General features: G+C 40.4%; 19 protein-coding genes and 1 tRNA gene. 6 read left to right on the top strand and 14 right to left on the bottom strand.

Annotated elements, in window-relative coordinates:
* The first annotated feature begins 17 nt into the window (after positions 1-17).
* Both flgM and flgN read left to right on the top strand, forming a co-directional pair.
* Entirely contained in the window at positions 18-338 is a 321-nt protein-coding gene (flgM, locus tag J8Z25_RS04940) for a flagellar biosynthesis anti-sigma factor FlgM (RefSeq protein WP_054553314.1), read from the top strand.
* Positions 331-762 (top strand): flagellar protein FlgN, encoded by a 432-nt coding sequence (flgN, locus tag J8Z25_RS04935; RefSeq protein WP_167657910.1) that lies wholly within the window; start codon positions 331-333, stop codon positions 760-762. Before flgM ends, flgN begins: the two co-directional genes overlap by 8 nt.
* Positions 763-874: 112 nt before the next feature.
* On the opposite strand, the gene J8Z25_RS04930 is transcribed toward flgN, so the two are convergent.
* Positions 875-1,333 carry an LPP20 family lipoprotein gene (locus J8Z25_RS04930; RefSeq protein ID WP_130052116.1) on the bottom strand — a complete coding sequence of 153 codons (459 nt, stop codon included), beginning with the start codon at positions 1,331-1,333 and terminating at the stop codon, positions 875-877.
* 109 nt (positions 1,334-1,442) lie between these two features.
* On the opposite strand from J8Z25_RS04930, the gene J8Z25_RS04925 reads away from it, so the two are divergent.
* Complete coding sequence (locus tag J8Z25_RS04925) at positions 1,443-2,633, top strand: flagellar assembly protein FlgT (protein WP_250661766.1); 1,191 nt, start codon at positions 1,443-1,445, stop codon at positions 2,631-2,633.
* Here the strand turns inward: J8Z25_RS04925 and J8Z25_RS04920 are convergent.
* Entirely contained in the window at positions 2,616-3,515 is a 900-nt protein-coding gene (locus J8Z25_RS04920) for a LysR substrate-binding domain-containing protein (protein ID WP_250661765.1), read from the bottom strand. The two genes, J8Z25_RS04925 and J8Z25_RS04920, sit on opposite strands and share 18 nt — an antisense overlap.
* Before the next feature lie 110 nt (positions 3,516-3,625).
* Between J8Z25_RS04920 and J8Z25_RS04915 the strand changes: the two genes are divergently transcribed.
* The 3 genes from J8Z25_RS04915 to J8Z25_RS04905 all read left to right on the top strand — a co-directional run bounded on the left by J8Z25_RS04915 (position 3,626) and on the right by J8Z25_RS04905 (position 7,274).
* Positions 3,626-4,354: a glutathione peroxidase gene (locus tag J8Z25_RS04915; RefSeq protein WP_130052119.1), complete on the top strand. Its 729-nt coding sequence runs from the start codon at positions 3,626-3,628 to the stop codon at positions 4,352-4,354.
* A 234-nt stretch (positions 4,355-4,588) separates the two neighbouring features.
* Positions 4,589-6,022 (top strand): sodium:proton antiporter NhaD, encoded by a 1,434-nt coding sequence (nhaD, locus tag J8Z25_RS04910; RefSeq protein WP_250661764.1) that lies wholly within the window; start codon positions 4,589-4,591, stop codon positions 6,020-6,022.
* Positions 6,023-6,209: 187 nt separating this feature from the next.
* Complete coding sequence (locus tag J8Z25_RS04905) at positions 6,210-7,274, top strand: zinc-binding dehydrogenase (protein WP_250661763.1); 1,065 nt, start codon at positions 6,210-6,212, stop codon at positions 7,272-7,274.
* A 27-nt stretch (positions 7,275-7,301) separates the two neighbouring features.
* Here J8Z25_RS04905 and J8Z25_RS04900 read toward each other — a convergent pair.
* From J8Z25_RS04900 to rppH, 12 genes are all read right to left on the bottom strand, one after another.
* Positions 7,302-7,376 (bottom strand) — tRNA-Arg (locus tag J8Z25_RS04900).
* Positions 7,377-7,593: 217 nt separating this feature from the next.
* Positions 7,594-8,247: a FlgO family outer membrane protein gene (locus J8Z25_RS04895; RefSeq protein ID WP_130052122.1), complete on the bottom strand. Its 654-nt coding sequence runs from the start codon at positions 8,245-8,247 to the stop codon at positions 7,594-7,596.
* Positions 8,248-8,250: 3 nt separating this feature from the next.
* A complete protein-coding gene (locus J8Z25_RS04890; RefSeq protein WP_250661762.1) occupies positions 8,251-8,925 on the bottom strand; it encodes a FlgO family outer membrane protein in 675 nt (224 codons plus the stop codon).
* A 14-nt stretch (positions 8,926-8,939) separates the two neighbouring features.
* Positions 8,940-9,533 carry a FlgO family outer membrane protein gene (locus tag J8Z25_RS04885; RefSeq protein ID WP_130052124.1) on the bottom strand — a complete coding sequence of 198 codons (594 nt, stop codon included), beginning with the start codon at positions 9,531-9,533 and terminating at the stop codon, positions 8,940-8,942.
* A gap of 223 nt (positions 9,534-9,756) precedes the next feature.
* The gene (locus J8Z25_RS04880) at positions 9,757-10,161 is read right to left on the bottom strand and encodes an SPOR domain-containing protein (protein ID WP_250661761.1); all 405 of its coding nucleotides are present in this window, start codon (positions 10,159-10,161) and stop codon (positions 9,757-9,759) included.
* Between the two features lie 72 nt (positions 10,162-10,233).
* Positions 10,234-10,797, bottom strand: a complete 564-nt coding sequence (locus tag J8Z25_RS04875; protein WP_250661760.1) for an SPOR domain-containing protein — start codon at positions 10,795-10,797, stop codon at positions 10,234-10,236.
* A gap of 345 nt (positions 10,798-11,142) precedes the next feature.
* The gene (galU, locus tag J8Z25_RS04870) at positions 11,143-12,024 is read right to left on the bottom strand and encodes a UTP--glucose-1-phosphate uridylyltransferase GalU (protein ID WP_250661759.1); all 882 of its coding nucleotides are present in this window, start codon (positions 12,022-12,024) and stop codon (positions 11,143-11,145) included.
* A 26-nt stretch (positions 12,025-12,050) separates the two neighbouring features.
* Positions 12,051-12,902, bottom strand: a complete 852-nt coding sequence (locus J8Z25_RS04865; protein WP_250661758.1) for a thymidylate synthase — start codon at positions 12,900-12,902, stop codon at positions 12,051-12,053.
* A 13-nt stretch (positions 12,903-12,915) separates the two neighbouring features.
* Positions 12,916-13,719, bottom strand: a complete 804-nt coding sequence (gene lgt, locus J8Z25_RS04860; protein ID WP_250661757.1) for a prolipoprotein diacylglyceryl transferase — start codon at positions 13,717-13,719, stop codon at positions 12,916-12,918.
* A gap of 14 nt (positions 13,720-13,733) precedes the next feature.
* The gene (locus J8Z25_RS04855) at positions 13,734-14,543 is read right to left on the bottom strand and encodes a sulfite exporter TauE/SafE family protein (RefSeq protein WP_130052129.1); all 810 of its coding nucleotides are present in this window, start codon (positions 14,541-14,543) and stop codon (positions 13,734-13,736) included.
* 209 nt (positions 14,544-14,752) lie between these two features.
* Entirely contained in the window at positions 14,753-17,029 is a 2,277-nt protein-coding gene (gene ptsP, locus J8Z25_RS04850; RefSeq protein WP_250661756.1) for a phosphoenolpyruvate--protein phosphotransferase, read from the bottom strand.
* 33 nt (positions 17,030-17,062) lie between these two features.
* Entirely contained in the window at positions 17,063-17,581 is a 519-nt protein-coding gene (gene rppH / locus J8Z25_RS04845) for an RNA pyrophosphohydrolase (protein WP_054554350.1), read from the bottom strand.
* Positions 17,582-17,813: the final 232 nt, after the last annotated feature.

The raw sequence follows: 17,813 nt of genomic DNA, 5'->3' as shown, positions 1-17,813 counted from the left end.
ATGTATAGGTCAAAATTATGGTAAGCAATGTCAATAATGGTCAACAACAGCCTTCTGTGTTGACAAATACCAAGCAAAAGAAGCTTGATTTACAAAAAGATAATGCTAATGCAGCTGCTGCAAAGTCAGCCGCACCTAAAGCAAGTGCAGATTCTGTGAGCTTAACACCTCAAGCTAAACAGCTTAAGTCTTTGCAAGAAAAAGCTGAGCAATCATCTGGCTTTGACAGCAATAAAGTAGCTGAGCTGAAAAAAGCAATCAGCGAAGGTAAATACCAAATTGATGCTGAGAAGTTAGCAAAGAACATTGCTGCATTCGAGTTTGATGTCTATGGCTGATCATAATCATTTAATTGCCAGTAAACTAACACAACAAGTTTCGTGCTTAGAGTCTATTGCTGCGCTGTTAGATGATGAATTGACAGCCATTGCTGCAAAACGTGGCGATGGATTAAAGAGTATTGCCCAACAAAAAATCTCTCTGTTACAACAAATCCAAACAATTGATAAAGAAGTTCAAAAGCTTGTTGCGCACAATGATTCGCAAGATGACGAAGTGAGTTCACTTATCAAGCAAGTTAACACTTTACTATCAAGCTGCAAAAAGAAAAACGATGTTAATGCCCATGCAGCCCATCAAGCACAGCTGAGTGTTAAACAACTTAAGGATATTTTAATCGGTGCGCCATCATCGATGACCTACGACCAAGGCGGCAGTGTTATTCAAGGCGATAAGAAAATCGTTCACAACTTGAAAGCCTAAATACTATTTCATTAAAAAAGCGCGATAACTAAGTTATCGCGTTTTTTTATGCTTGCAGAATTTGCTGGACTTATGCGGCAAGCCAATAGGTTACAACTAGACTAAGTTGCACCTAATAATATGTTACTTTTTTCACTTGGCGCGGTTTTACTTCGCCGATGTATAAATCGTGCACTCGCTTCATATCAAGCTGTAATTCAGTTGCGTAGGTGTCCCCTACTGCATAGGTTTTAATAACCTGTGCACCTTTGATCACACCTTGTACTTGGCTTTGTAATTGATCATTATGAGCAATGCTGTTTTGCACTGTAGTGCCTGCGGAAATTCTTTGCCCGTAAACTTGCTCAGCAAGCTCGCGGTAAGCTTCAAGCTTTGAGGCTTTTATCGCAAGTAGAGTACGCTGCGATTCATTACTGCCAGGCTGAGCACTTATTGGCGCATAACCCACAGCTTTTAGCACCGGGTAGCTATCTGGCTCAATGTAAGTGTATTCTACATGTTTATCAAAAATACTACTGCAGCCTGTTAATGCTGCGCAGGCAACTAGCCCACCTAATAGAAGTACTCGCATAATTTGCTTCCGCTTAAAACTCTTGTCTACAAATATGCACGTTTAATGCCACTGTGGTACAGTCCTTGCTCATTTAGGTTATTCAATATTTTTAATGCTAGGTGTCAGCATGAACAATAAAACAATAGCCTGCTTAAAAAGCCTTGGCTTAGCTTTTACAATTTTGTTTTCTAACAATAGTTTAGCGCAATGGTTTGAATCTACAGGCCATGCAGTTGTAAAAAATGGCGATACTAGCCAAGCCAAATCTGCCGCCATTAAAGATGCCATTACTCAGGCGTTAGTGTTTTCTGGCGCTCGAGTAAGCTCTGTACAGACTCTAGTTGACGGGGTTTTGACGCAAGATCAGCTGAAAATAAGTAGCCACGGTGAAATCCAGAAAATAGAATTAATCAGCGAAGATCGTCATAACGACACCTATGCTATTACGCTTCGCTTAGACATCTTTGCTCAAGCAGAAGAGTGCCCTGCAAACCAATACACTAAATTTATTGCTGTTACACAAAGCCAACTTGCCAATCGCGAGCAAGCACGTATGGGCCAAATTTTTGACGTAAACAAAGCAATAAGCGAACACCTATATAATAGCTTAAGCAATACACAAATGGCAGCTAAGCCAACGGCTTATTACAACATGCCGCTAAGGGTAGATCACTTTTTCACTCAGCAATACGATTATAGTAATGCACTACTTGAGGAAATCACTAGCCGAAGTAACTCGCAATATGTGTTACTAAGTCGTATTCGTGATTTGTCGGTCAACCATAAAATTAATAACGACTATGCATTTTGGCAGGATGACAGTTTTAAGCGTGCATATAAAGTTGATTATGTGCTCTTTGATGGCACAACTTACGAAAAACTTTGGCAAAAAAGCTACCAAACTGAAGGCATTTGGCCGTATAAAAAGACTGAGATCATCGATGTTTATAGTGACCGATTTTGGGCAACCGACTATGGCCAAGCTATTAGTGATATAAACCAAACTCTAACCTATGACTTACAAGCAGCCATGGCCTGTTTGCCCACGCAAGGTAAAATACTGCATATCGAAAACGATAGGCTGATTATAAACCTTGGTAAGGCTCATAGTCTCGAGCAAGGGCAAGTTTTAAATATTGCCCATCATAATTACCTAACGGATGCACAGGGTAATAAACTCCCGCATAAAATCACGACACTTAATCAGGTAAAAGTGACTCAGCTTTATCAGCAATCAGCGGTTGCCGTGAGTATTGATCAGCAACCTCTGCCTAACATTCAAATTAATGATATTGTTGAATTAGCTGCTAGCGAGTAAATGTCTTTGTAATCCCTTGTGAGCATTTAGCCAATTAGCTAATTGCTCTACCCCAGATATGTGTGGGTAATGTTTGCGTGTTGTAATAACAATTTGCCGTTGCTGGTTTGGTGCAATCGCTAAGTACTTCACTCCTTCACGTGGTGTACATGCAAGCTTAGGAACAAAAGTGACACCATCATCCATTGCCACCAGCGCGAGTAAGGTTTCAATACTGTTCCCTTTATATTGATTTGACACCTCGACCCCTGCTGAAAAACAAAATTGCTCTGCTTGATCCTTAAAGCAATGCCCTTCGTTTAACATTAATAAATCACAATCCTGTAATTGAGCTAAAGCTATTTCAGTGTGTTCTGCTAATACGTGTTGCTCTGACACCGCGACCAAAAAATCTTCTTTATAAAGCGGTGAAACATGATAAGGCGCTAAACCGGCTACATCAGCAACAATTGCAATATCAATCTCTCCATTATCAAGGGCCAGCAGCGTTTGTGCTGTTTGCATTTCAGTAAATGAAAATTGGGTTTCACTGAAAGCTTGCTTCATTGATGTTAATAGCGTTGGCAGTAAATAAGGTGCGATGGTAGGAATAATCCCTACATTTATTTTACCTTTTAGTGGATCGTGTGAGCTGGCGGCAATTTCTTTGAGCACTTGCGTTTGCTCAAGAATAAATGTGATCTGTTTAAGTAATTGCTCACCTTGAGCGGTGATTGTGACCTGCTTAGTTGAACGGTCAAAAATAACAACACCCAATTCTTGTTCAAGCTTTTTAACTTGCCCGCTTAGCGTAGGTTGGCTGATATAGCAGGCATCTGCTGCTTTTCTAAAGTGCTTGTACTGTGCAACCGCTTTTACATATTCGAAGTCTTTTAAATTCATAACCGCACCTTTAATAGCTTTTATCTATCATATTAATACAAACAAACGATTGGAGCTATCAAAAATTAAACCGCATAATAGCACTCAACAAATCAAGAGGAATCAAAACAATGTTAAACAATATCGAAGGCCAAAAAGTACCAAACGTTACATTCGCAACACGTGTAGACGAGCAGTGGAAATCCGTTACTACTGACGAAATCTTTAAAGATAAAACGGTTGTGCTATTTGCATTACCTGGCGCATTTACACCTACTTGTTCATCAACACATTTACCACGTTATAACGAGCTTGCTGCTGTATTTAAACAAAACGGTGTTGATGACATTGTCTGTATTTCTGTAAACGATACATTCGTGATGAATGCTTGGGCGCAAAACCAAGAAGCCCAAAATATTACCCTACTGCCAGACGGCAACGGTGAGTTTACTGACGGCATGGGTATGTTAGTTGATAAAAACGACTTAGGCTTTGGTAAGCGCAGCTGGCGTTATTCTATGCTTGTAAAAGACGGTGTTATCGAAAAAATGTTTATTGAACCGCAAAAGCCAGGCGACCCATTTGAAGTATCTGACGCTGATACCATGCTTGAATACATTAACCCTGCGCAAATAAAACCAGAGTCAGTGAGCATTATTACGAAACCTAATTGCCCATTCTGTACAAAAGCTAAAGCATTATTAGAAGCAAAGGGTTATGTGTACGAAGAAATTATATTAGGTCAACACGCATCATTAACCAGCTTAAAAGCGATTTCAGGTCGTGAGACAGTACCGCAAGTATTCATAGGCGGTGAGCACATTGGTGGCTCTGACGATTTAGAAAAACACTTTGCATAATTTTCAAGTTGGGGCAGCTGAATGCAGCCCTTATATTATTTAAACAACTACAACCTATTGATTAAAAAATAAATTAACCAACTGGTCTGCTCTCGCCATCACCGATATTTATATTCAAAATACCAACATTTTAATTACCATATTGTTACATAAAGCAAACAATGAACCTAAAATGTCTGCAGCTACATTTACTCAAACCGTAACCAAATTAAGATGAATTAATTGGAATATAAAATGAAAAAACTAATACAAGGACTGCTCCTTTCCTTGCTAAGTGTCGGTGGCCAAGCTCATGCTGCGTCAACTGGTACTATCGATTTACTTACCCATCCTATTGGTATTATCTGCCTTGTTATTTTTATCTTTGCTTATGTACTAGTCATACTTGAAGAAAAAATTCACTTACGCAAATCAAAACCCGTATTAGTTGCAGCAGGGATTATTTGGACCCTCATTGCTTGGCAATATAGCGCACAAAACTTATCCGATCTGAGCACTAACGCGTTTCGTCACGCCTTGCTAGAGTTTTCAGAGTTAATGCTATTTTTGCTCGTTGCGATGACCTACATCAATGCACTAGAAGAGCGCCGTTTATTTGATGGCCTAAGAAGCTGGCTGGTTGCGAGGGGCTTTAGCTACAAACAATTATTTTGGATAAACGGTGTACTGGCATTTTGTATTTCACCTGTAGCCGATAACTTAACTACCGCCCTACTTTTATGTGCAGTGGTAATGAAGGTAGCAGCAAATGATAACCGCTTCATTGCTATGTCGTGCGTCAATATTGTAATAGCCGCAAATGCCGGTGGCGCATTCAGCCCATTTGGTGACATCACGACACTCATGGTTTGGCAAGCCGATGTTGTTGCCTTTACCGAGTTCTTTGTTTTATTCCTACCAGCTTTAGTCAGCTATATTATTCCTGCATTTGTTATGTCTTTATTTATCAATAACCGTCACCCGGATACGGCCGATGAAGATATTGAACTTAAACGCGGTGCGCTTCGCATATTGTGCTTATTCTTACTGACAATACTCACCGCGGTGGTGCTAAAAACCGCCTTTGGTTTACCACCGGTTGTGGGCATGATGATGGGTCTTGGCTATTTACAGTTTTTTGGTTACTTCTTACGCGTGACACTCCCCGGCTCTCTTGCCAGAAAGCGCGCCATAGCAGAGCGTGAAGGTGACAAAGAACGCTTATCTCGCTTAGGTAACGTTGTTCCCTTTGATGTATTTAGCCGTGTATCAAGAGCCGAGTGGGACACGCTCTTGTTCTTCTATGGCATCGTTATTTGTGTTGGAGGCTTAGGGTTTATCGGCTACTTAGCGCTGCTTTCTGACTTACTTTATAACAATTGGTCTGCTACCGGTGCGAACATTATTCTTGGTTTAATGTCAGCCGTTGTAGATAACATTCCTGTGATGTTTGCGGTGTTACAAATGATGCCTGATATGTCGCACGGTCAATGGCTGCTCATCACTTTAACAGCCGGAATTGGTGGTAGCCTGTTATCAATTGGCTCTGCGGCAGGGGTTGCACTAATGGGTCAAGCGCGAGGGATCTACACCTTTAATAGCCACTTAAAATGGTCACCGGTTATTTTACTCGGTTACTTTGCAGGTGTATTAACTCACTTATATCTCAATACTGCCTACTTCAGCTAAACCTCTGTAATGTTAAAGTTAAAACCCTAATCGTTTTTAGGGTTTTAACTTTGAACACTCCACAATGAGCGGTTTATAAACAGCAATGTCGCAATAAGCGGTGTTTTTGTCGCAAAAAGTCAAGATTAAGGCAGGTACTTTACTTTAGTCTAGTAATTCACAAATAAGGTGAATTGAGGACACACATATGAGCCAAATGAATTCTGTTGCCATGCAAAATGGCAAGTTGCATGTAAAACAAATTGATATTCCCACTCCTGGACCCGGCCAAGTACTCGTAAAAAGCCTAGCTTGCGGTATTTGCGGTTCAGATATTCATATTACACGCCACACCAGTGATGTATTCGATATCTATAAAAATCTTGGCATCATGGCAAAAGATGCTGGCGATGACCAAGAAGTGTTATTGGGCCATGAATATGCGGCAGAAATCGTCAGCTACGGCCCAAATACCAAAGGCGAACTTGCTAAAGGAACCCGTGTAACCTCAGTGCCAATCTTACTCTCTGCTGGCGGTGCTGGCGTAGGTGTAACTCCAGGGCTGTATGGTGCCTATTCTGAATACTTTATCGTTGATGAAGCTTTGTTGTTACCTATTCCTGATGCAGTTCCATCAGAAGCGGCAGCCATTACAGAACCACTTGCTGTTGGCCTGCATGCAGTGAACCGCGCACAAATGCATAATGATGATGTTGCAATCGTAGTTGGTTGTGGCCCAATTGGCCTTGCCGCGATTGCCGCATTAAAGTTACAAGGCGTAAAACACATCGTTGCCTCTGATCCGCAAGAAAGCAAAAAACAAATTGCCCTTGAATTTGGCGCTACTGAATATGTTAACCCTATGGCGGATGATGAAGTGGCTAAAGCCGCTGTGCTTGCAGGTAGCAACAAGGTAGTTATTTTTGAATGCGCCGGTGTCAGCCGCTTATTAAACGACTACATTTTACGTGCGCCAGCAAAAGCAAAAATCATTGTAACAGGTGTACATACTGCACCACTTAACGTTAATTTTTCCTATGCAACTGTCAAAGAGTTAGACCTTATTTTCTCTTATTACTATCAACCAGAAGAATTTGCTCAATCACTCGAGAACATCGCTTCAGGTAAAATTGCATGGCAAAAAATGCGCACAGGAAAAGTCGGCATCGACGGCGTACAAGGTGCCTTTGATACCTTGTTTAAACCAAACGACCATATCAAAATCATCATTGAACCATGGCGCACAGGTGAGCTTGAAAAAGTAACGGGTTAATTAAGCTTAGGGGGTGCTGAGGTAACTTGGTAGCCCCTACAGGAATCGAACCTGTAACTGCCCCTTAGGAGGGGGCCGTTATATCCATTTAACTAAGAGGCCACTCAAAAGCTGAGGGATTGCTTGTAACTTGTAACTTGTAACTTGTAACTTGTAACTTGTAACTTGTAACTTGTAACTTGTAACTTGTAACTTGTAACTTGTAACTTGTAACTTGTAACTTGTAACTTGTAACTAAAATTATAACGGTCTAAGGCTTTGCTAATCAAGGAGAATAAACCAATCGACTCGAGAATAGCCGATTGGTGTAATGCAAGAGCTAATTAACGCTAGCTGTTGCAGATTGGATTGACTCATTTTTTAGCACAAAATACGGGATCACTTTTTGTGCGCTGGCAATAACAAGTTTTGAGTTTAAATTAATCACTCGAGCATTCACTTCAACGCCGTTAGGGCGATATATAAGCGTGCCTGTAAGTACATGGCTGGCAATGCGACGCTCGGCTAACTCTTCTATATCACGCGACATCACAAAATCACCACGTGAGGTCACACTAATTACATCCATCGCTTTAAAATCAACAACCCCAAAGCCAAATTTCTGCAGCTGGTGCAGCATTGTTTCCGATAGTTGATTACCAAGTTGAGAGCTGGTTTTTAAGCTTGCATCTAAATCGACAAAAGAAGTAATAGCAATTCCTAACTCACTTTCTTGTTGCATAGTATCAACTAACTCAAGCGCCATTTGCTCGACATAATTGACAACTGTTTTATGATGTTGATATGGCACAAATAGACGATGGTTAGCGTTATCCTGCTGCATGTCGTTTTGTTCAACTGCTTGCAGCATAGCAACGTAATCTAACTGACCATTTGCTGAAGCCTGTGCGTTTTTCGGCTCTGCTGATTGCTCTGGCAGCAATTGGCATCCGGATAGCGCGAGCGTTAACGATGCTAAGATAAAACCTTTCATAGCTTACTCACTTGCTTGTTTTAGTGTAATACCATCACTACGGTTGGTGCTATCAAGGGCATCAACCACTGATTGCGGGATAAAACCCTGCGCTGACCCTACAACCGCTTTACTTGCTAAGCCAACAATACGGGCATTAACGAGCACACCACTTTGATGATTAACCAAGGTACCTGCCAATACATAATTAAAATTTTGATCTTGGCTTAGCTCTAAATAATCACGACTGAAAACATAGTCACCACTTGGCGTGACACGCATATAATCAGTAGTTTTAAAGTCAATGACAGGTACACCAAATGCGTGCAGTTCATGAATGAAACTTTCGGCAATTTGATTACCTAGCAAATTCGTTGAGTTGTAATCAGCATCAAGGTACACAAAACTTGAAACAGCAACCGGCGTGGTATCGCTAACATATTGCAAATTTTCAACTAAGTCTTGCATGATGCCACGCACATAATGATTAATATTTTTACGCGTTGGTGCAGCGGTAAAAGTGCTGTTGTTCATCACCGCCTTATTAGTTTGGAACACACTGTCGTTACTCTGCGGCGCGGCGACTTCTCTTTGAGCAGTTAACTGAGGCTCATTATCATGCTGTGTTGCATCACCTGTTATCATCGAAGAGCAACCAAAGCCTAAAGGCAAACATAAAGTTAAAATTAAACGTTTCATTAAATGAGTTCCTCTTAATATTCGCTTCGATACAACTGGCCATCACGCTGCTGAACTTTTTCAGCTCCCCACATGACATTAATGGGGATCTCGGTGCTTGCTGCTGACACTATTCGCAGATCTTTGGTATTTACCAATCGGGCGTTAACTATGTAGGCATGTTGTTGCCGCGTCAGTGTGCCGGTAATAACAAAGTCAATATTCTGACGTTGACGTAAGGTATTTACATCACGACTAAGTACACTATCGGCCGATTGCTGCAAATTTAAAGTATTTTCTAACCGATACTCGATAGTATGAAAACCAAGCTGAGTAAATTGCGTTAATAAACTTTCTTGAATTTGCTGACTTAAGCCACTGCCCTGATCTTCTGCTAAATCAGTTCCTAAGCCATCAGCCATATAAAAACTGGTAACAGCAATACGAGCATTACCTTTATAAGGGCCTTGAATACGGCTCAACTGACTGCTTAAATCAGCAACGTATTGATGCACCGTATATGGTGCCATTGGCGATTTTGGGGTTTCTCTAGGGGGCGCACTTTGTGGCTCTTCAGTTAAGCTACAACCCACCAACACTAAAAAAACTGAATAAAATAACAGGCGCATAATTGCCATCCTCACTAAACTTAGTAAGTACAAAGCAATAATTATGCCTAAGTATTATTATTTGCTAGATATAGCTAGATAATAGTGAAGCAAGAAACTCTGTGATTAAAGGAAGTAAGCCGCTTTGTAATGGATCTGTTTTAAGTTATTAATCGCTACTCAGACTGAGTATGTGAGGTTGTTAAAACAGGAATAGCAAAGTTAGTTGACGCAAAAGCAGTAGCTACAGCACCTGTCCAACAAAAGGAGCTGTCACACAAGTTTGCCCTAGCTTTTTTACTATTTCACAAAATGCAGTAGCTTGAGTATAGTTTGTAAATGGACCAGCTCTTAGTCCATACACGGTTACGCCTTTGTGCTCACGCTTTTTATAACGAAAATCCAGGCCATGCAAAACATCAGGGTAGTCTCGCTTTAGCTCTAATACACGGTGACTTACTTTTGTCGGTGTTAAATATAAACCTAATTGCACGCCCGGTTCTACTGCTTTGGCTGCTGCAATAGCTGCGCTTTGTGAATGCGTAAATGGTTGCTCAGGCTGGCTATGCTCTTGGCTCATCATACAGGCTGTTAAAACAGTTAAGCTGATGGCTATCAATAGGTATTTAGAAAAAATAGAAAAATGCATGATTACGTCGATTCTCAAAAACAGACTTAAAACTTAGCAATAAAAATGCCACCTTTAGAATGAACTTTGACCCTAAAAATATATTCGGTTGTCAGTGTAGTTACCAACCCAGCAATCAATTCCTTGCCGCTTAATAGCCTCACAATCGGCTTTGGCATTTTTAAAGTACTTATAACGGCCAAACTTAAGGCGATAATAAGTATGCTCATTTACTTTAGCAACTTCGATATTAAGTATCGGTTTTCCTTGGAAGATATTCGGCGCACGCTTAACCATTTTTTTAAATGAATAGGCAAGGCTTTGTTCTGATTCAACAGACATAAGCTGTAAAGCAAAACTGTAATTGTGCTCAGGAAACTCCGTTTTGTTTGATGGCTCAGAGACAGAGTTGAGATCGATATCTTGAATCTGCTTAACATTTTCAACTGATTTATAGTTTATTGCTGCTTTATCTGGGCTCGTTTGAATTAGTACACTAAAAGTATCTGATTGCTTAAACGCTTTGTTAAAAAGGTAAGTAATATTAATATTTTTATTTTTAAGAATAGAAGGCAATGGGTTATTACTACAGCCAGCTACAGCTAGTAACACCATCAGGTATAAACTGTAACGCAAAGACTTTAAGTAACATTTCATAATCAGGATTCTTTAAAGTACCATTAAAATTAGCTTCTTATTAAAAGAAGAGCATATTGTTAGTACTTACCTGTACATCAACACTTAAAAGATAATTTGAGATATAAAACGTAACCACTAACGTATTAACGTTTCGACTATAACCTTTGTGTTAATTATTTTTGGAAAACAGCCATAAACGAAACTATTCATTTACATTCAATAGTAACAATGCGTTAAGACAAAGGTATATCAGAAAAATCCTTTATTGGGTAATGATCGACAATTGTAAGGTTTATGTAAATAATAAAAAAGTGCCATATAGGCACTTTTATGAAGTAATTTTTAACTAGAAATCTAAATTACTTATTTTACCAGCGACTTTATGAAGTCTGTAAGCTCACCTTTGAATTCATCACGACCCAGTGCAAACTCAACAATCGCTTTTAAATAACCAATTTTACTGCCGCAGTCATGGCTTTTACCTTTCATTGAGTAGGCATCGACAGTTTCTTTTTCCATTAGCATAGCAATCGCATCTGTTAATTGGATTTCATCGCCTGCGCCTGCAGGAGTTTTTGCAAGTAATGGCCAAATATTTTTGCTCAATACATAACGGCCAACAACAGCAAGATTTGAAGGTGCTTGCTCAATCGGAGGCTTCTCAACCATGTTTAAAATTGCAGCACTTTCACCTTGCTGGATTTTTACATCACCTAAGTCCACTACACCAAATTTATCTACTTCATTTTGCGGAACAGGCTCCACCATAATTTGGCTCTCACCTGTGCTTTCAAAGCGCTGGATCATTTCGGCTAAGTTATCTTTTTTAAGGTCGCTGGCCACATCATCAATGATCACATCCGGTAAGATAACTACAAATGGTTCATTACCTATGATAGGTGCTGCGCAGTTGATAGCATGGCCAAGACCTTTAGCTTCACCCTGACGAACTTGAATAATCGTTACATCTTTCGGGCAGATTGATTGTACTTCTGCAAGTAACTGACGCTTAACACGCTTTTCAAGCGTTGCTTCTAACTCAAAACTGGTATCAAAGTGGTTTTCTATTGAGTTTTTACTTGAATGCGTCACTAAAACAATTTCTTTAATTCCTGCAGAAATTGCCTCATTTACAACGTATTGAATCAGTGGTCGGTCAACAATAGGAAGCATTTCTTTAGGAATTGCTTTTGTCGCAGGTAACATACGCGTGCCAAGACCAGCAACTGGGATCACAGCTTTCATTGATTTCTCCTTAAATTTTATTGTTCTTACACTGAAAACGGATACTTAATTGCATCGTGACACTGATAACCTACTACTTCAAAATCGTCTTTTGTAACCCAGGTTTCAATGTCTTCAAGTGATTTAATGTTTGGGTTTATTTTTAATTCTGGTGACGCGAAAGGCTCACGCTTTAGCTGCACATCACGCATCAACTCAAGTTGGTTTTCGTAAATATGTGCATTGGCTATCTTATGATACGCCTTACCTGGTTTATGTCCGGTAATTTGTGCAACTAAAGCAAGTAGCACAAAACATTGTATCTGATTAAAGTTTAAACCTAGCGGCACATCGCAGCTGCGTTGGTATGAAGTTAAGTATAGAGTATCACCTAACAAAGAAAAGGTGTGCGTGTGCATACAAGGGCGTAAACAGCCTAGCTCAAACTCACCTGGGTTATAAAAAGTGACTATTTCACCGCGATCATCTATGCCTTTAGATAAGTTATTGATAACTTTTTTAAGTTGGTCTAGGTGACTACCGTCAGGGCGCTGCCAGCTGCGGCCTTGAACTCCATAGACACGCCCCATATCATCTTCACCACGACGATGTGGGTTTTCAAGCCAAGCTTTGTTTTCGTTTGCGTTTGCATTCCAAGTCATACAGCCGATATCACGAAACTGTGCAGCACTATCGTAACCTCGTAAGTAACCAAGTAATTCAGCTATGGCGGCTTTGTAAAAGCTTTTGCGTGTTGTAATTAGCGGAAACTTGTTATTCGCTACATCATACTCAAGATCAGCGTTAATAACGGTTAAACATTTGGTACCTGTGCGTTTATTCTCAACCCACACACCTTCGTCAACTATGCGCTGACATAAATCTAAATACTGTTTCATTGATTAGCTCATGTTATGCTTTGCTTGCCACGCTGTGTTGCGGCTTTTTATAGGCCCATATTAACAAACCAAGACCACCAATTACCATCGGCAATGACAGTATTTGCCCCATTGAAATAACGCCTGCGAATAAACCTAAATGGGCATCTGGCTCTCGGAAATATTCAACAATAAATCTAAACACACCATAGCCAAGCAAGAACACCCCAGCAACACTTCCCGCTGGACGAGGCTTTTTAATAAACCATTGTAAAATTAAAAACAGCACCAGACCTTCTAAAAAGGCTTCGTACAGTTGAGATGGATGACGAGCCTCTGGCCCACCTGTAGGGAAGATAAACGCCCAAGGTACGTCAGTCACTCGGCCCCACAGCTCACCATTAATAAAATTACCAATACGTCCTGCTAATAAACCGAGTGGCACTAATGGCACCACAAAGTCACCTACTTCAAATAATGACTTTTTACGTGTCCAAGCAAATATGGCGATTGCGGTAATCACACCTAAGGTACCGCCATGGAACGACATACCACCTTGGTCAATTCTGAATAAATACAGTGGGTTTTCAATAAAATAGCTGAACTGATAAAACAACACATAACCAATACGACCACCGAGTATCACACCGAGCATGCCGTAAAATAACAAGTCGCTTACTTGTTCTTTTGTCCAACCTGAGTTTGGTTTTTCAGCTTGACGATTAGCAAGCCACATTGCTAAAGCAAAACCAATTAAATACATCAAACCGTACCAACGTACGCTGAGCGGGCCTACCGAAAAAATAACCGGATCGATATCTGGAAATTGAAGAGCCATAAAATTAAAAACCTTTAACTAAACACCATTTTAAGCGCAATTATTACAAGTAATAGCGCGAATACTTTTTTTATTGTTGCCACTGGCAAGTAATGCGTGGCTTTGGCACCTATAGGCGCAATTAGCGACGAGGTAACCACAATCCCGACTAAAGCAGGTAAATACACAAATCCGGCAAATCCATCACTGAACGATGTTAATTGCCACCCAGCAGATACATAACCCACCGAGCCAAACAGCGCAATGACAATACCACATGCTGCAGCACAACCAATGGCCTTTTTAATATCAACAGAAAAATAATGCAGTAGCGGCACAATCAGCGCCCCACCACCAATACCTATTAGCCCTGACAACGCCCCCATTATGGCACATAAAAAGCCAAGAATAGGTCCTGAAGGAAGCGGCTTTTCACTGGCAGCTTTGGTGCGTGTTGATAACACCATTCTCAAGGCTATAAACACAACGCTCCCAGCAAAAACAAAGCGCAATAGTTGTTCAGGAATAAAGCTTGCTGCAAATCCGCTTATTAATGCACCCAGTCCAACCCCAGTCATGACCCAAGGAGCAATTTCCCACGGTACGTTAGCATTACGATGATGAGCAAGGGCTGAAGATGTCGAGGTAAAAATAATGGATGCTAACGATGTCGCTATCGCGATAACTAATACATGGCTTGGGTCTGCAACATCAAACGAAACCAGTAGCGCACTAAGTACCGGTACGATAATAAGACCGCCACCAATGCCTAATAAACCTGCTAAAAATCCAACCACACAGCCCAAAATTGCGCAGTACACCATTAAAAGTATTACGTCATGCATAGCACACTCATATATTCAATTTGTTATATACATATACTAAACTAATATATATACCCAAACCACCTCAAGATGCGAGTTTCAGTTGGAATTAAAAGCGATTTAGGCAAGGCATTGATTGCAAGTAATAGTGGTTCTATTGTTAAAATCAATAACGCAGTATAAATCGCTTTTAAACCAACCCTTTGGGCGCTTCACAGCACAATTTTCCCTCATGATTGACCTTGGCTTGGGGTGTAAAATAGCTCACCGAGCTGATGTTCAATCATAAAGTTACGCGTTAACCTAAGTACATGTTTTGCAGTGGGTTGTAATAAACACTCGGCAAGTAACTTTTCCATATCGCTAACATTTAAACGTCTAAGCACAAACTTAATTTTACTAATCGAAGAATAGTTCATACTCAAGCTTCGATAACCCATAGCAATAAGCAGTAATGCACCTTCTGGGTCGCCGCCTAACTCACCACATAAACTAAATGGCAGCTCATGCTGCTGACACTCTTGGACAATTTTTAACAGCACCCGAAGTACACTTGGGTGATAAGGATTAAACAGCTCTGCAACACGCGCATTTGACCGGTCAACTGCAAGCATATACTGAGTTAAATCGTTACTACCCACAGAACAAAAATCGACTTTTTGCGACCACTCTTCAAGCATAAATACGCTCGAAGGAACTTCCAACATTACACCGATTTCTGGTCGTTCAATTGCCTGCTCAGGATATTGCTCACTTAGTTCAAAATAGGCTTGTTCGAGCAGTTTTAATGATTCATCCACTTCTTCTGAGCCACTGATCATCGGCAGCATAATTTTTAGATTACCTAAACCAATATTGGCTTTAAGCATCGCCTTGAGTTGATCTAAAAATAGCTCAGGGTGGTCTAAGGTCACGCGAATACCACGCCAACCTAAAAATGGATTTTCTTCGGTTATATTGAAGTAATCTAAAACTTTATCGCCACCAATATCGAGTGTACGCATCACCACTGGATTGGGGTGATAACTAGTAAGCACTTCACGATACCAATTTTCTTGTTCTGACTGTGAAGGAAACTGACCTTTTTGCATAAACCAAGCTTCAGTACGATAAAGTCCAACGCCATCACAGAAAGGTTTATTGTCATGCTCTATATTTAACTCAAGTCCAGCATTAACTAACAAGCTTATATGTTCGCCATCACATGTAACAGCATCTAAACTTTGCTCTGCAAAAAAGCGATCATTCAATAGCGTTTCTTGGTATTTAAGTTGGCTATATTCCTGATGTAACACTTGCGAAGGTGAAATATATAAACGCCCTGCATAAGCGTCTAGAATCATTGGTTTACCTTCTAATTGCAGTAAAGGTAAATCTTCTATACCCCATATTGCAGGGATCCCCATTGCACGCGTTAAAATTGATGCATGACTGTTTGCAGCTCCATTGACACTCACCACCCCAGCTAAATGACCTTTTGGCACTTCTGCGAGCATGGCTGGTGTGAGTGTACTGGCAATTAAAATAGTCTCTTTAGGATAAGGCTTTGCTGCATGCTCTGTATTGACTAAGTGATGCAAAACCCTCAATCCAATATCTTTAACATCAACTGCACGCTCTTTGATGTATGGGTCTTGCATAGCATTAAACTGTGAAATTAGTTTTTCGATGACTATTTTAAGTGCACTTTTAGCGCTCCAGCCCTGCTGAAGTTGCGCTTCTACATTTTGCCCTAAGCTTTTTGCATCCAGTAACTGTTGGTAAACATCAAACACAGCAAGGGCTTCTTGCGGTATCGAATCACTGAGGGTCATTGATAAAGTGCTAAACTCATTTCTAGTGGCAGCAACCGCTTGAGTAAATAACTTACGTTGAGTGGTGATGTCTTCATCTTTTTGCAACTCAATAGAAGTAAAGTCTAGCTTTGGAATTACTACAAAAGCTTCGCCGATTGCTATACCGGGAGCACCAGAAACACCTTTTAAAACAGAAGTTTGATGAGAAAACTCATCTACCCTTAACAGCTCTTTTATTTCTGCATGGGCTAACTGAGAGGCAAGCTGCGCCGATAAAGTAATTAAAAACGATTCTTCATCAGGGCTAAATACTCGCGCCAGCTTCTGCTGAACAACGATAACACCCAAAACCTTTTTCTGATGCACCACTGGTACTGACAAAAACGCGTTGTAGCCTTCTTCATTAACTTCGGGTGAGAGTTTGAAACGTGGATGAGACTTTGCAAAAGCAATATTGATAGGCTCTTCGCGCTGCGCAACGAGACCTACAAGACCTTCAGTAAAGCCTATACGAAATTTACCGACCGCATCAGGGTTTAAGCCTTGAGTTGCCATCAGTACAAAATTGTCTTGACTATAATCTGCAAAATAAATCGAGCAGCACTGTGTTTGCATGGCATCTTTTACCATTTGCACAAAACACGCTAGCGCACTAGTTAAGTCCGCCTGTTGCGACACTGCCTCAGCAATTGATCTGAGCGTGGCTAACATGATGCTGCTCCTTTAATTTAAATAAGGTTACCCTTATCGTTTATGTCGCCAATGATCTTTGTGTTGCTCTCGTTTATTAAACGGCATTGCAAACGGGGCAAACTCTTTCATTACTCTACGATATACATCGCGCTTAAACGAAACAACTTGCCTAACCGGATACCAATAACTCACCCATCGCCAATCATCAAATTCAGGGTGATGAGTTTTAAGTAAATTTACATCTTCATCTTTACAACGAAGTTTCAGTAAAAACCATTTTTGTTTTTGCCCAATACACACAGGACTTGAGTCTCTGCGAATTAAACGCTTGGGTAATTTATAGCGTAACCAATGTTTAGAACTTGCGACGATCTCAACGTCTTCAGGAAGCAAGCCCACTTCTTCGTGTAATTCTCTGTACATGGTTTGCTCTGCTGTTTCACCGTCATCAACACCACCTTGGGGAAATTGCCAAGAGTGTTGACCATAGCGACGAGCCCAAAATACTTGTCCCTGATTATTGCAAATTACAATTCCGACATTGGCACGAAAACCTTCGGCATCAATCACCTTAGTGCCTCATTTGTAAGTCGATTTTTATTGATTGTTCCACATAACCTGCGATACAGCAAACACTTTACACCTAAGCCTAAATTAGATTGAAAATTTATTTTTTAACAAACATGTTTAATCAAGGCGTTACGATGTAATTATTATAAAAATACCCTATTTGATTAAAATAACTATTTACAACCGCATTTTTATCACCTTACCCACAGTTTGTGCATAACTTTTGTAAACC

The organism is Pseudoalteromonas sp. SCSIO 43101 (genome assembly GCF_023650775.1).
Lineage (GTDB): Bacteria > Pseudomonadota > Gammaproteobacteria > Enterobacterales > Alteromonadaceae > Pseudoalteromonas > Pseudoalteromonas apostichopi.
The sequence above is the reverse complement of the archived record's forward strand: the minus strand, read 5'-3'. Positions and strand labels throughout refer to the sequence as shown.